16 protein-coding genes and 1 pseudogene are annotated in these 14058 nt (G+C 72.1%); 11 read left to right on the plus strand and 6 right to left on the minus strand.

Annotated elements, in window-relative coordinates; translation table 11 throughout:
- The first annotated feature begins 251 nt into the window (after window positions 1-251).
- The 3 genes from C2L58_RS06205 to C2L58_RS06215 all read left to right on the plus strand — a co-directional run bounded on the left by C2L58_RS06205 (window position 252) and on the right by C2L58_RS06215 (window position 4368).
- Window positions 252-2987, plus strand: coding sequence for an AfsR/SARP family transcriptional regulator (locus C2L58_RS06205; protein WP_103336566.1), 2736 nt, complete (start codon window positions 252-254; stop codon window positions 2985-2987).
- Window positions 2988-3072: 85 nt separating this feature from the next.
- A complete protein-coding gene (locus C2L58_RS06210; RefSeq protein ID WP_103336567.1) occupies window positions 3073-3480 on the plus strand; it encodes a peptidase inhibitor family I36 protein in 408 nt (135 codons plus the stop codon).
- Window positions 3481-3546: 66 nt separating this feature from the next.
- The gene (locus C2L58_RS06215; RefSeq protein ID WP_103336569.1) at window positions 3547-4368 is read left to right on the plus strand and encodes a hypothetical protein; all 822 of its coding nucleotides are present in this window, start codon (window positions 3547-3549) and stop codon (window positions 4366-4368) included.
- 64 nt (window positions 4369-4432) lie between these two features.
- On the opposite strand, the gene C2L58_RS06220 is transcribed toward C2L58_RS06215, so the two are convergent.
- From C2L58_RS06220 to C2L58_RS06240, 5 genes and pseudogenes are all read right to left on the minus strand, one after another.
- A complete protein-coding gene (locus tag C2L58_RS06220) occupies window positions 4433-5155 on the minus strand; it encodes an ATP-binding protein (RefSeq protein WP_233225580.1) in 723 nt (240 codons plus the stop codon).
- Window positions 5156-5168: 13 nt separating this feature from the next.
- Window positions 5169-5816, minus strand: coding sequence for a PAS domain-containing protein (locus C2L58_RS49735; RefSeq protein WP_441296291.1), 648 nt, complete (start codon window positions 5814-5816; stop codon window positions 5169-5171).
- Window positions 5817-5931: 115 nt separating this feature from the next.
- Window positions 5932-6063 (minus strand): annotated as a pseudogene (locus tag C2L58_RS51685) (hypothetical protein); the annotation flags it as partial.
- An 81-nt stretch (window positions 6064-6144) separates the two neighbouring features.
- A complete protein-coding gene (locus C2L58_RS50240; protein ID WP_233225581.1) occupies window positions 6145-6909 on the minus strand; it encodes an ATP-binding protein in 765 nt (254 codons plus the stop codon).
- A 269-nt stretch (window positions 6910-7178) separates the two neighbouring features.
- Window positions 7179-8453, minus strand: coding sequence for a vanadium-dependent haloperoxidase (locus C2L58_RS06240; RefSeq protein WP_103336572.1), 1275 nt, complete (start codon window positions 8451-8453; stop codon window positions 7179-7181).
- A 114-nt stretch (window positions 8454-8567) separates the two neighbouring features.
- Between C2L58_RS06240 and C2L58_RS06245 the strand changes: the two genes are divergently transcribed.
- From C2L58_RS06245 to C2L58_RS48490, 8 genes are all read left to right on the plus strand, one after another.
- Entirely contained in the window at window positions 8568-9164 is a 597-nt protein-coding gene (locus C2L58_RS06245; RefSeq protein WP_103336573.1) for an RNA polymerase sigma factor, read from the plus strand.
- On the plus strand, window positions 9161-9844 hold the full coding sequence (locus C2L58_RS06250; RefSeq protein WP_103336575.1) for a ubiquinol-cytochrome c reductase iron-sulfur subunit: 684 nt from the start codon (window positions 9161-9163) through the stop codon (window positions 9842-9844). The genes C2L58_RS06245 and C2L58_RS06250 overlap by 4 nt, the downstream gene beginning before the upstream one ends.
- 39 nt (window positions 9845-9883) lie before the next feature.
- Window positions 9884-10285, plus strand: coding sequence for a plastocyanin/azurin family copper-binding protein (locus C2L58_RS06255; protein ID WP_233225582.1), 402 nt, complete (start codon window positions 9884-9886; stop codon window positions 10283-10285).
- Window positions 10282-11220, plus strand: coding sequence for a metallophosphoesterase family protein (locus C2L58_RS06260; RefSeq protein WP_103336577.1), 939 nt, complete (start codon window positions 10282-10284; stop codon window positions 11218-11220). Before C2L58_RS06255 ends, C2L58_RS06260 begins: the two co-directional genes overlap by 4 nt.
- Window positions 11217-11453, plus strand: a complete 237-nt coding sequence (locus tag C2L58_RS06265; RefSeq protein WP_103336578.1) for a hypothetical protein — start codon at window positions 11217-11219, stop codon at window positions 11451-11453. The genes C2L58_RS06260 and C2L58_RS06265 overlap by 4 nt, the downstream gene beginning before the upstream one ends.
- 87 nt (window positions 11454-11540) lie before the next feature.
- Window positions 11541-12041 (plus strand): hypothetical protein, encoded by a 501-nt coding sequence (locus C2L58_RS06270; RefSeq protein ID WP_233225583.1) that lies wholly within the window; start codon window positions 11541-11543, stop codon window positions 12039-12041.
- A gap of 106 nt (window positions 12042-12147) precedes the next feature.
- Window positions 12148-12963 (plus strand): hypothetical protein, encoded by an 816-nt coding sequence (locus C2L58_RS06275; RefSeq protein WP_103336581.1) that lies wholly within the window; start codon window positions 12148-12150, stop codon window positions 12961-12963.
- Window positions 12964-13351: 388 nt separating this feature from the next.
- On the plus strand, window positions 13352-13744 hold the full coding sequence (locus C2L58_RS48490) for a hypothetical protein (protein ID WP_146073533.1): 393 nt from the start codon (window positions 13352-13354) through the stop codon (window positions 13742-13744).
- 22 nt (window positions 13745-13766) lie between these two features.
- Here C2L58_RS48490 and C2L58_RS50245 read toward each other — a convergent pair.
- Window positions 13767-14058 (minus strand): hypothetical protein (locus tag C2L58_RS50245; protein ID WP_233225584.1); only part of this gene is annotated, 292 nt, incomplete at its 5' end.

A 14058-nucleotide genomic window follows, 5' to 3' on the forward strand; every position in this document is an offset into this window, starting at 1 on the left:
CTCAAACGAGGAGCTGACGCGGCCGGCCTACCGCGTCCCGAGTGGACAGGCGCGGTCCGCAGACACGTCTGCGTTCTGGGCGAAGCCGGGTGGAAGGCGGACCGAAGGCCGGCGGCCTATCGTCTGCGCATGCCCGAGCGCCGTCCACCCTGGTCGATCCGTGCCGGTGTGGCGCACGGCCTTCCGCCGGTGTCCATTGTGGCTGTTCCGCCCGGCTGCCCCCGCGTCCCGGCCACCTGAGGACCTGTCCCGTGCCAGTGCGATTCCGTCTGCTCGGAACCATCGAAGCGGAGGTCGACGGGCGGCCCGTCAACCTCGGGCACGCGCGGCAGCGGTGCGTGCTCGCCGCGCTGCTCGTCGACGTCAACCAGCCGGTGCCGGTCGGCCGGCTCGCCGACCGGGTGTGGGCGGACCGGCCGCCGGACCGGGCGCGCCGCAGCCTGGCCAGCTACGTGTCCCGGCTCCGGCGCCGGCTGGCCGGTGCCGAAGACGTCGACATCGCGTACGGCCCGGGCGGGTACGTCCTGCGCGTGGCGGTGGCGGCGATCGACCTGCACCGGTTCCGCACCCTCGTCTCCGAGGCCCGGGCGGCCCCGGCACTGGCGCGCTTCGACGAGGCGCTGCAGCTCTGGCGCGGCGACGCGCTCGCGGACCTCGACAGCCCGTGGAGCGAAGAGCTGCGGCAGACGCTGGCCGCCGAGCGGGCCGCGGCCGAGCTCGACCGCGTCGATCTCGCGCTGCGCCTCGGCCGGCACCACCTGGTGCTCGCGGAGACCGCCGCGCGGGCGGCGGCCGACCCGCTCGACGAGCGGGTCGCCGGCCAGCTGGTGCTGGCCCTCTACCGCGCGGGACGCCAGGCGGAGGCGCTGGACCACTACGAGCGGACCCGGCGGCGGCTCGCCGAGCAGTTCGGCGCCGACCCCGGCCACGCGCTGCGGGAGTTGCACCGGAAGATCCTCGCCGCGGACCCCGGGCTCGAGCCGGCGGCGGACACCGTGCCCCGCCAGCTCCCGGCCGCCCCGCGGTGGCTCGTCGGCCGGGACCGCGAAACCGCCGCGCTCACCCGGGCCGCCGCCGTCCGCTCCGGCACCGTGCGGGTGTGCGCGGTCAGCGGCCCGGCCGGGGTCGGCAAGACGGCGCTGGCGCTGCGGTGGGCGCACGACCACCTCGAGTCCTTTCCGGACGGTCAGCTCTACGTGGACCTGCGCGGCTTCGACCCGGCGGGCCGGCCGACGACCCCGGAAGCGGCGGTGCGCCGGCTGCTCGGCGCGCTGGGTGCCGACTCCGCCGGACTGCCCACGGACGAAGACGAGCTGGTCGCGCTCTACCGCAGCCGGACGGCGGACCGGCGGCTGCTCGTCGTGCTGGACAACGCGCGGGACGTGGCCCAGGTGGAACCCCTGCTGCCGGGGAGCGGGACGTGCACCGTCCTCGTCACCGGCCGCCACCGGCTGACGGGTCTCGGCGTGCGCGGCGCGGTGCTGCTCGACCTGGACGTGCTGCCCGACGCGGCCGCGCGCGAGCTGCTGGCCCGGTACCTCGGTCCCACCGCGGGCGGCTGCGACCCCGGCGCGGTCGCCGACCTGGTGCGCTGGTGCGCCGGCCTGCCGCTGGCGGTCGGCATCGTCGCGGCCCGGGTCGCCGCCCGGCCCGGGTTCCCGCTCGGCGCGCTGGCCGACGAGCTCCGAAACCCACCGACCCGGCTGGACGCGCTCGACGCGGGTGACCTGAAGGCGAACCTGCGCTCGGTGTTCTCGTGGTCCTGCACCGAATTGGAACCGGTGGCGGACGAGGTGTTCCGGCTGCTGGGGGCGGCACCCGGCCCGGACATCGGCCTCCTCGCCGCGGCCGCGCTCACCGGACTCGACGGCGCGCGGATCCGTCCCGTCCTGCGGGCCCTGGTGGACGCGCACCTGCTGCAGGAGCACGTCCCCGGCCGGTACCGGATGCACGACCTGCTCCGGCTGTACGCCGCCGAGCTGGCCGGCGACGAGGCCCGGGACGCGGCACTGCTGCGGCTGACGGACAGCCAGCTGCGCGCCGCGCGCGCGGCGGCCCGCCTGCTGCGCCCGGAACACCCCGTCCCCGCGCTGCCGGCCCCGGCCGGGAGCGCGGCACCCGCGTTCGAGCACCGGGCGGCGGCCACGGCCTGGTTCGACGCCGAGCACGCCGGCCTGCTGGAACTCCTCGACGCCGCCGTCGCGGGCGGCCGGCACCGCGTCGTGTGGAAGCTGGCCTGGTTCCTCAGCGCGTACCACTTCGTCCGCGGGCTGCCGTTCGAAGACCTGGCGGCTTGGCAGGCCGGTGTCGCGGCGGCGCGGAAGCTCGGTGAGCCGGAGCCGCTGGCCGTGGCCCACCTCCAGACCGGGACGGCCTACGCGCGGGTGGGCCGCTACGAGGACGCGACCAGGCACTTGCACGAAGCCCTGGCGCTGGCGCCGGGCGGTGAAGTCCACGCGGACGTCCACCGCACGCTGGGCTGGGTGTGGGAGGCGCGCGGCGCGCCGGAACGGGCGCTGCGGTACGCCCACCGCTCGCTCGAGCTCTACCGCGCGGCCGCGAACGCGATGCGCGAAGCCGACGCGCTCAACACGGTCGGCTGGCTGCACGCCCGGCTGGGCGACCTGGGGAGCGCCGGCGCGCACTGCGAGCGGGCGCTGCTCCTGTGCCGCCGGCTCGGTCACCGCCGGGCCGAAGCCCTGACCCTGCACAGCCTGGGGTACATCGCGCAGCGCCGAGACCGGCACGAGGAAGCCCTCAGCCGGTACGAGGACGCCCTCGGCGTCGTACGCGCCACCGGTGACGTCTACGACGAGACCGGCATCCAGCTGGACCTGGGGCAGGTGCACGAGGAACTCGGCCGGCACCGCGAAGCGCGCCGGGCGTGGGAGCGGGCCCTCGAACTCTCCGTGGCGCAGCACCGCCCCCGGCTGGCGGAAACGGCCGGCCGGCGGCTGGCGGAAGCCCGGCTGCCCGCGGGGCGCTGACCAGGCGATTGCACCGATCGGCAACAGTCCCGCAGCTCTCGCCGCCTACGGTCGGACGCCCAGCCGGATTTCGTGAGGAGAGCACGTGCGAAAGATCATCTCGATGGCCCTGGTGACCGCGGCGGCGGGGACCGCGCTGACGTTCGCGGCGACACCCGCGTTCGCCGTCGGCAGCTGCGCCAGCGGCAACTTCTGCCTCTTCGAAAACAACGACTTCAACCGGGGGAACACCAACCACTGGCTCGACCTGCGCTCGGACGACTTCGACCTGCGCAACAACTACTGGTACGACGGCAGCGGCGGCCAGACCAACGACAGCATCGACAACGAGACCAGCTCGGTGAAGAACCGCCGGGGCTGCGACGTCATGCTGTGGCAGGACGTCGGCGGCACCGGGGCCCACACCAAGTCGATCAGCGGCACCGACGACGGGTTCCTGGAGAACAACGCCATCGGGGACAACCGCCTCAGCGCCGTGGACGTGTGCGTCTAGGCCCGACCCGCTCCGCCGGTGGGGCCCACCCCCTCGGGCCTCACCGGCGGCCCTCCCGGAGGTCGCATGCCCGCGAAGGTCTTCGCCGCCGCCTTGGCACTCTTGACGCTCACCGCGTGCGGAGCCGAGCCGGTCCCGGCCGCCACTTTCCCCGCGGAACGGCTCGCGCTCCCCTTCGACCGCTACCGCCCGGCGTTCGCCGAGGAGACCGAGGTCGGGCGCGCCCGTGCCAAGCTGGTGCAAGCCTGCCTGCACGACCACGGCGTCGAGCTCGACGTGCCGCCGGACGACCGCACACCCGGCCCCCTCGACCGGTCCCCGAACCTGCGCCGGTACGGCGTGATCGATGAACCGACGGCCACGGAGTTCGGCTACCACTTCCCGCGGACACCCGAGGAGCGCAAGAGCCAGGCCGAGCGGCGCCGCTGGTCGGCGGCCCTCACCGAAGCCCAGCGCACGGCGCTGTTCGGCGAACGCGGCTGTACAGCCGAAGCCGATGCCCGCCTCACGAACGTCGACGACGACTTCCTGACCGACGCCGACTTCCGCTCGCTGCGGGCTTCGGAGCGGGACCCGCGCGTCGCGAAGGCGGTCGCGGCGTGGCGAACCTGCATGGGGGAGCAGGGGTATGGCTACGAGACCCCGTCGGCGGCGATCTCGGACCCGCGCTGGAACCTCGACGCGGAGGTGATCCCCGCGGGGGAGAAGCAGACGGCCGTGGCGGACGTCCACTGCAAGGTGACGGCCCACCTGGTGGAGGAATGGCACGATGCCGAGGCGGCCGTCCAGGAGCAGGAGATCCAGCGCGACCGGCCCCGGTTCGACCGCCTGGCCGCGGCGAGGGCGGCACGGTTGGCCTCCACGCGGCGGGTGCTCGGATCGCCCTGACCTGCCAGCCGGCGGCGGCCAGGAAATCCACCGGCCGATGCCCGCGCTGTCGAATGCACCGGTTTCAGCTGTGGCTACCGGAGCTGAGGGTCGCCCAGACGACCTTGCCGCCGGACCAGCGGCGGCTGCTGCCCCAAGCCTGGGCGGTCTGGGCGATGATGCGCAGGCCGAGTCCGGGGTCGCGCAGGTCGGTGCGCTCGAGGAGGATCGCGGGCCGGGGGCTGTCGTCGGCGACCGAGACGGTGAGCAGGTCGCGGCGGAGGTCGAGGCGTACCTCGGGTGCGGACGTCGTGTGCCGAAGCGCGTTGCCGACGAGCTCTCCGACGATCAGGGTGCCGTCGTAGACCAGGGTCGGGACGTCCCAGTCCGCCATCATCTCCCGGAGGAACGCGCGGGCGAGCCGCGTCGCGCTGTCCGTGCGGGGAAACGCCCGCTGGGCCCACCGGCGGATCGGGATCGTCTGCTGTCGTTCGGCGGCCTCCACGTCGGTGTGCACGGCGACGAACCGGTCGATGCCCGAGCGGTGGAAGGTGTCCAGGTGGGCCGGCTGCCGGGTGATCAGGGAGAACGGGATGCCGGGCCAGTTGCCGATCCGGCGGGCGACCAGGGGGAACACGGCGGCCGGGGACAGTTCGCCGATGCGCAGCCCGTCCACGTCGGCGATCAACCCGGGTGGGCCGTCGGCGGCGACCTTCAGCAGGCCGTCGCGCAGGAACCCGTAGCCGGAGAGGTCGAGGTCCCCGGTGACGGTGACCAGGGTGCTGGCCAGCCGGGCCGAGGGCTCCAACGTGACACTCCGGTCACGGCGTCCGGTCACGTTCCCCCGCTGTCCGCGCCGGATCGAGGTCGGGCGTCCACGGTCTCAAGCTACCCCGCCGCCGAGTCACCGCGATACCGGCTGGGCGGGTCCCTTCCATGAGCAGCAGGGCGCCCTGGCTCCGGCCGCCGGCGGACCGCAACGCACCGCACAGCAGCCGGACGACCGCGGGCCGGCCCCGGCGGTTGATCGCCTTCAGCGTCAGCCCGGCCTGGAAGCCGGCGTCGCGGACGGCCGGCCGGAGCTCGGTCAGGGGCAGCCCGATGTCGAGGTTCAGCAGGTGCGTGCCCTCGGCCTCCTCGCGGCGCACCCCCCAGAGGTCCTCGGCGCCGCGGTTGCAGGCCCTGATCCGCATTTCGGTGTCGATCACGACGATTCCGGCTTGGATCGAGGTCAGCACGGACTCCAGGAAGTCGTTCAGCTCGTTCAGTTCGACGCTGCGATCGCGGAGTTCTTCGTTGATGTTCTGCAGCTCGTCCAGACCCGACACGTCGATCGGCGTCCGTCCGGGAGGACCAGCGGTGGCGAAATGGTTGTAGCCGGCCACCTTGCGGAAGACGCGCCGCTTGAGGTCGAGCGGCTCGAAGATGCGGGAGTGGCTGAGCAGCATCCCGGCCTTGCCCAGGAACATCAACCCGGGCGGCGCCAGCGCGAAGTGGAACCGCTCGAGGATCTTGGTCTGCGTCTCGGCGTTGAAGTACCTCAGCGTGTTGCCTCGGGGTCGCGGAAGAACCCGGCGACGTTGATCAGGACGGTGTTGAACAACGCGACGAACTCGTGGGCGTTGACCTGGAGCTGGTCGATGTATTCGGCGAACTCCCAGCCCCGGCCTGGACCCGCCGTCGCAGGCTGCTGCGCTTGTAGCCGGTGAAGTCGAAGCCGCGCGACTCCTTGAGGTACGCGAGAACCGACTCGAACTCGCTGTCGTCTTCCGGCTGGGCTCCGTCACGCTCCGCACGCTACCCGCCGAACCCGTGGGGGGATCGGCCGCGCCGGGCCAGGACGGCCCAGACGACCTTGCCCCCGGTCCAGGACCGGCTGCACCCCCAGACCCGGGAAGTCTCGGCGACCAGCCGCAGCCCGAGGCCGTGGTCCTCCCGGCCGGGCAGCTCGAGCATCACGGCCGCCCGCGGATCGTCGTCGGCGACCGCGACGGTGAAGACACCGCCCCGCAGCTCCAGCCGCAGCCGCGGGCGCGATGTCGTGTGCAAGATCGTGTTCTCGACCAGCTCGGTGGCGATCACGAGGGCGTCCTCGGTGTGGTCCGGAACGCCCCACTGCGTGCAGACCCGTTCGACGAACGCCCGCGCCAGCGCGGACGAACGCGGCGACGCGGCCAGCACCTGCACCGCCCGCCGCCGGAACGGCCGGTCGCGAGCCTGCTCGGCGGTGGCAACGTCGGCGTGGACCGTCACGAACCGGTCCACGGCCTGCGCCGCCAACCGGGCGAGGTGGTCCGCGCGATCGGTCACCACCGCGAACGGGATCCCCGGCCACTCGCCGATCCGCATCGCGATCACCGAAAACACCGTCACCAGGGTGTCGTCGTCGACCTCGAGGTTCTGGATGTCGGCGATGACGCGCTCCGGCGCTTCGGCGGCCACTTTGAGCACGCCATCGCGCAGCCGCGCGTAGCCGGCCAAGGTCAAGCGGCCGGTCAAAGTCGCCACGGTCGACTCCGGCCGGTACTGCGGTACCAGCCGTAGGTCGCCTTCGGTGTTCACGAGCGCGCCTCGGGCGCGGCGTGGGTCTGGCGCGGCGCCTCGCCGCCACCCGCGGAGGCACCGATCACCACGACATCGCATCGGAGGCCCACGGCGGTCACCTCCTCACCCCAGTCACGGTAGTCGCCTACGGGTGACTCCGCCGACGGGGAATCGGAACACGGGGCGTTACGCCCGTTCGCCGACCGGGCCCGGTGGCAGCTGCGGGCCACCACACCGTCCACATGGGAAACGCCACGACGCCCAGGAGGGTGCGCCGGCCGGAGCGGTCACGACCGGAGGACGAACTCGGCCACGTCGTGGCCGAGCTGCCGCCCGGCTTCGTGGTCGAGCCGGGTGTGGACGCCGGCGGCGATGCGGCTCAGTCCCGCTTCGTCGGCGGCGGCCTGGAACGACGTGAACCGCCGGGTCACGCCCGGCAGCGCTTCGGACGTGACCGCCAGGGCCCAGCGCGGCCCGTACTCCTGGCGCAGGACCTGCGCACCCGCTTGCGAAATGACGCTGTGCGCGCCGGGGTACGCCGGGTCGGCCGGGGTGGTGGCGAGGCTCGACCAGTCCGGGATTCCTTCGGTGGCCGGGTTGCCGTCGTCTGCGGCCAGCCGGATCGCGGTGACCGGCCGCCAGATCCGGTGGTGGTACTTCGCGTCGTAGAAGGCGATCACGGCGTCGGCGAAGCTCAGGTTGAGGCGCGCGAACACCCGGGCCGCGACGAGCAGGCCGCTGCGCGAGCCGCCGACCACCGACTGCGTGATCTCGTTCCAGTGGTTCCAGATCGGCGCGGCCCAGAACCGCGCCGCCACGGTCTCGTCGGCGGTGCGGGTCGTGCTGGTGTCGCGCCCGGTCACGGCCACCTCCCGCAGGGCGTCGGCGTACCGCGCGCCGCCGAGCGCGGGATACGGCCCGGGCCGGAACCGGCCGGCCCGGTCGAGCACGAACGGCGTCACGGCCGCCCAGTGGGTGAACGCGGCGGGGGCGAACGCGGGCGGAGTCGGCCGGTACTGCCCGGGTGCGGTGCCCGGCGGCAGGACCGGCGGGACCGCCGTCGACCCGTCGTCCGCCCGCAGGCCCAGCAGCAGCCGGGCGACCAGCCGGCCGGCCCGCACGCCGGCGTCCCGCCCGGCCGCCTGCGGCACCTCCGCCAGCTGCCCGGCCAGCAGGCCGGTGAGCTCGCCGGTCCGGGTGGGGTAGAGCGCGGCCAGCACGTCGTGAGCGGCCTGCGCCGCCGCTGCTTCCGGCGCTGCCCGCTCCGGGACGTCGACGGTGAACAGGTACGGCCGCCCGGTGCCCGTCGTCGCGACGACGGCGTCGTGGATCGCCGCGTGCAGCAGCGCGAAGCTGCGGGTCGGGTGCACGGTCGCCGGCTGCAGGCCGGCCGTGCGCACGATGGCCAGCAGCTCCCGGTTCCAGGCGAGGACGACGTCCGCGCCGCCCGGCCGTGCGGGCGTCGCGGCGGCGACGGGTGCCGGCAGGCCGGTGGTGGCGAGCACGGCGGCGGCCGCCCCGCCGGTCACGAGCATCGTCCGGCGCGACATCGGTGTGGTCATTTCGCTCCCCAGGTCGTCGGAGGGTTCGCCTGCCGATACGGTCCCGGGTTACGGCTGTAACCCGGGCGCGTATTCCTCAAGTGGCGGGAAGAGTCGGTGGGGAGAAGGCGGGCGGTGCCGGTGGCACAGCGGTTCCGGCGCAGGCGCGCCGAGCAGGACGAAGCGGGCGAGGCGCCGCGCCCGCGGCTGCACGCGGTCGGGGCGGACGTCTACCCGGACTGGGAGGCGGTCTACCGCGACAACGTCGACCGCGTGTACCGGCTGATGTTCTCGAAGGTGGGCAACCGGCCGGACGCCGAAGACCTCACCACGGAGGTCTTCCTGACCGCGTTGCGGCCGCTGCGCGTCTCGGCGAGCGTGGGCGAGGTCCGGGCCTACCTGCTGGCCACCGCGCGGACCGTGCTGGCCGGGCACTGGCGGCGCACACTCGGCCGGGAGATCACCACCCTGGACGAGGAGCACGACGTCGCCACTTTCGAAGCAGGCACAGTCGAAGCGGGCACCGTCGACCCGGCCACGTTCGCCCGTGCCGAAGCGATCCTCGCGCTCCTGCCGGAGCGGTACGGGCGGATCCTGCGGCTGCGCTTCTTGCAGGCTTGCTCGCTCAAGGAAGCGGCGGAGCAGCTGGGCACCACCGTCGGCAACGCGAAGGTGCTGCAGCACCGGGCGTTGCGCCAGGCGGCGCAGCTGGCGGAAGGGATGGAGACGTGAGCACTCGAGGCGTCCGCCGGTTCGTGAAGGACCTCCTGCGGCGGCGACGGCCGCGCCCGTTCGCGGCCGGCCCGGACGACGAGGCCGAGCTGCGCACCGCGGTGCTGCTGCGCGCCGCCCGGCCGGGCGGCGCCGCGGCGAGCGAGGAGTTCGTCGCCGGGCTGCACCGCCGGCTGGCCCGGGAGCTCGGCGAGCCGGCGGCCGCGCCCGGCGGCAACCGCCGCCGGTTCATCCAGGTGTCCTCGGCCGCCGCGGTGGCGGCCGCGGCGGGCGCGGGCGTCGAGTACCTGGTGAACCCGGGTGCGGGATCGGCCGCGGCGCCACCACCGGAGGAGACGACGCTGCGGCCGGAGAACGGCGAGTGGCGGGCCGTCGTCGCGGCGCACGACCTGCCCGAGGGCGGGGTGCGGCCGTTCGACTTCGGGGCGGTGGCGGGGTTCGTGCACCGGTCCGGCGGCCAGGTGCGGGCGGTCTCGGCGACCTGCACGCACCTGGGCTGCCGGCTGAACCTCGACGCGCCGGCGCGGCGGCTGAACTGCCCGTGCCACCGGACGTCGTTCGCCGTCGACGGCGTCGTCCTGACGCACCAGCTGCCGGTGACGCCGCCGCCGCTGCCGCACCTGGTGGTGCGCGAAGCCGGGGGAGTGGTCGAGGTGCTGGTGCCGTCCGCGGGAGCGTAACCCGCGCGCGTATTCCTGGACATGAGGATTTCCGTTGGGGTGAAACACTTTGTTCTGGTGGGCGCGGCGACGCTGGCGCTGACGGCCTGCGCCGCGCAACAGCCGCCCGCCGCGTCGCCGCCGTCGATGCCCGGCATGACGAGCATGGCCGCGCCACCGTCGCCGTCCGCGGCCGGGAACGCCACCTCGAACACGGTGGCCATCAAGGACTTCGCGTTCGCGCCCGCGGCGACGACGGTGACGAAGGGCACCACCGTCACCTGGACCAACTCCGACCAGGACGCGCACACGGTCACCAGCACCGGCTCCGGTGGCCCGCTGCGGTCCCCGACTCTCCAAATCGGACAGTCCTTTTCGTACACTTTTGCGACGCCGGGCACGTTCGAGTACCTGTGCACCATCCACCCGTTCATGACCGCGACCGTGACGGTGACGCCGTGACCGGGGACGACCACGGCCCCGAAGGCATGACCCGGCGCCAGCTGCTGCGCCACACGGCGTGGTTCGGCGCCGCCGTGGTCCTCACGGTGACCGGCGGCGAGGTGATCAGCCGGATCGCCGCACCGGGCGAGGCGGCGGTCGCCGACGACCCGAACGCGCTGCGGTTCGTCCAGATCAGCGACAGCCACCTCGGGTTCACGGGCCCGGCCAACACCGCCGTCGAGTCGTCGTTTTCCCGGGCGCTCACCCAGATCAACGGGCTGGGGTACCGGCCGGACTTCGTCGTGCACACCGGCGACCTGACCCACCTGTCCACGCCCGCCCAGTTCGACCAGGTCAAGCAGATGATGGGCACGCTGAACACCGGGCACGTGTCCACGGTGCCCGGCGAACACGACTCGGTCGACGACGCCGGGCAGAAGTACCGCCGGGCCTTCGGGGCCGGCACCGCGGGCGACGGCTGGTACAGCTTCGACGTCAAGGGGGTCCACTTCATCGCGCTGGTGAACACGCTGAGCCTGGAAAAGCTCGGTCACCTCGGGCCGGACCAGCTGGAGTTCGTCCGCAAGGACGTCGCGAAGCTCGGCTCGGACACGCCGATCGTGGTGTTCAGCCACATCCCGCTGTTCGCGATGTACCCGGCGTGGGGCTGGGGCACCGACGACGCCACCCAGGCGCTGTCGTACCTGCGGCGGTTCTCGTCGGTGACGTGCCTCAACGGGCACGTGCACCAGCTGTTCACGAAGACCGAAGGGAACATCACCTTCCACAGCGCGACGACGACGGCGTACCCGTTGCCGCAGCCGGGCACGCGGCCGGCGCCGACGCCGGTGACGCTGCCGGCCGGCAAGCTCGCCGATGCGCTGGGCATCCGCGAAGTGACCTACCGGCCCGGGCAGCCGGGCCTGGCGGTGAAGGACGTGAAGCTGGCATGAACCTCCTCCTGCGGATCGCCGCGGCGGGGCTGGCAGCAGGGGCCTCGGCCGGCTTCGTGCTCTCGCGGACGACCGGGTTGTTCGGCTTTTCCGAGCGGGGCTTCCAGCCGGCGCCCAAGGCGTTGCTGAGTGTTGTGGCCGAGGTGGCGGTCGTGGTCCTCGTGGCGGTCGCGCTGCACCGCGACGGGTTCCGGTGGCGGGCGGCGGCCAGGACGGAAAAAATGCCGTCTTGACTTCATTGACGGAATCTGCGGTTCTCCGTCTCCGTTACGATGAGTGCGTTCTTGTCGTTTCCGATGGCGCCGGGGTATTGTCCGCCCGTGCCGGATATCGTGTGGTCGCTCAGTGCTGCCGAGCAGCAGCGGGCTCGCAGTTTTCAGTCGGTGAACGGGATCGGACGCGTCCTGCTCGGCCCGACCGCGCCCGATGCGTCGCGATCGCAATTCAAGACGGCGTGGATCAGCATCGTGCTGCCGATCGTTCCGATCGCCCGCTACTACCTGATGGAAGAGGGCTCGCAGACCTTCGGGACCAAGACCACCACCCGGTACCGCATCGTCGGCCGCTCCCGGCTGGTGGGGGCGGAGATCGCGCGCACCTACCTGTACTGCTGGCTCGTCGCCCCCTTGATCGGTGCCGGTCCGGCCGCGCTTTTGTTGTCCCAGGCCGACGAGCTGGCCGATTCGATCGGCGTGTTCGGGTTGATCGCGCTATTCCTGGTCACGTTGTTCGCCTCCGTCGCGGCGCTGTCTTATGGGACCAAATTCGTTCGGCAACGGTTCTTCACGCCGCGATCGGTGGTTGTTCGACCGGAGGCGTGATTGACGACCGGTTGTCGACGGATTGTCGACGGTTCGTCGACGAGCTGGGGGACAGTGTGGTCGTCCGCGGGACACGCGGGAAGTCCCAGCACGTCGGGGAGGACGGATGAAGAAAGCACGCATCTTGACGGTGGTGACCGCGGTAGCCGGCTTGCTCGCCAGCGGGGTGGCCACGGCCGGCGCCGCCCAGCTCGACGAGGTGATCGGCACGGCCCACGGCACGGTGTTCCCGGGCGTCGGCGTGTCCGGCACCCCGTTGCTCGGCCGCTTCCAGTACCACTTCACCGGCGGAGACCACCACATCCGCCAGGTCGCGGCGATGCCGCTGCCGCAGCAGTCCGCGGTCGAGGTCACGTTCGCCGACGAGAACGGCGACGACAACTACAGCTACCTGGTCGCCCACGAGGTCGTCGACCCGGCCGGGATCGTGCCGGCGTCGTTCCACGGGACCTGCAAGGGCCAGTGCACCGCGCCGCTCTCGACGCGCCCGGCCGGCGACTTCGTCTTCGTGCTCAGCGGTTTCCGGTTCGGTTTCGACAACGGCGACCACCACCTGGACATGATCGGGGTATCGGAGAGCGGCAGCCAGCTGACGGTGCAGTACAAGGACACCAACGGCGACGACCCGTTCACCTACGACGTCAGCTACGCCTGGGTGCCCCGATCCCGGCTCGGCTTCCTGGTGTCCGTCCTCAACACGGTGCACGCCACCGGCACCGCGAACGCCGCCGCCCTGGGCGGGGAGAAGGTCATCCGGGGGTTCTTCCTGGACAACACCGCCAGCGGCGACGCGGGTGACAACCACATCCGTGATCTGGGCATCGAGGCCGAGGCTACGAGCTTCAACTTCCAGTACGGGGATGACAACCCGGCGGACTCGGCGGATTGGCGCTACCTGATCCAGTACGCGACCTTGGCCTGAATCGAGCGGTGTTCGTGGGGGCGCAGATTTCGGCGCCCCCACCTCACCGTGAGATCCGCCGGACGACGAGGGCCTGGGCGTGCTGGCCGCGCTCGTTCAGCAGCAGCCCGAGGTTGTACAACGCGTTGTCGTGGCCGACACGGGCGAAGGCCCGCTGCCCGACCCGATGCCGGTCGACCGCGTCGTGGCCGGCGACGGCCGGGGGAGTCTCGGGAGGGGTCCCATGGCTCCGGGGCGATCCTGGGAGGGCCGAGAAGACCCCGTTGACATGTTTGGAGTGGTCGAATTGATCGATCGGAACACTTCATCAAGTGCTGTCGAGTCTGTTCCGCTCCGGCGGAAGGTGTCGCGTCGCAGCCGCGTGCTACAAGCGGTGACACTCACGGTCATGCTGTTCGCGACCATGCTGGGTGTGACTCCGGCGCGGGCAGGTGCTGCAGGTTCCGCCATGATAGAAAGGACAGTGTTCTTGGACCCGTACGCTCCCTCGGGGTCAACGGCGACGGTAGAGCGAGATATCTACCTCGCCAAGGGGACTTATAGCTGGAACATTGCCTTCTTCGAAGCCGATGAAGTTTCTCCGCTTGGCTACAGGGCGCGGAACATCTTCATCGCGGCGGGCACGTATCATTGGAGTGCTTCGTTCATCAAGGCTCCCGACCCGCATGCGTACACGATTATCTCGGTCCTCCAAAAAGACAACAACCCGGCGTCGATAAGTGCTTACGTCGGGATCACTGTGAGTGCAGATTACCGGATCAGGTCAATCATCAACAATTGACTGTGAGTTCGTCGCTGAGGCGCTACTTGCCGTCTTCGCTCGACGTGACGGGACCGAGTTCCTGGTCAAGTCTGGCCGGCCAGTCATCGTGCGCCAGATCTGCGGCGACGAGTACGTCACGCCAGTCCTGCGTGCTCAAGGTGACGGCATCACGGAATCGCCGGATGCTCCCGCGGGCAAGCAGAACGATCGCCGCCTGCACACGCTCGCTACCGTGGATCTCCGTGCCGGTTTGGCGCGGCAGGGTCTGCCCAGGGTTTGCTTGACACCTCATGTGTGAGGCTTCGGCCTTGCGTGGAAGGATGTCACCCGTG

This window comes from Amycolatopsis sp. CA-126428 (genome assembly GCF_002904335.1).
Taxonomy (GTDB): domain Bacteria; phylum Actinomycetota; class Actinomycetes; order Mycobacteriales; family Pseudonocardiaceae; genus Amycolatopsis.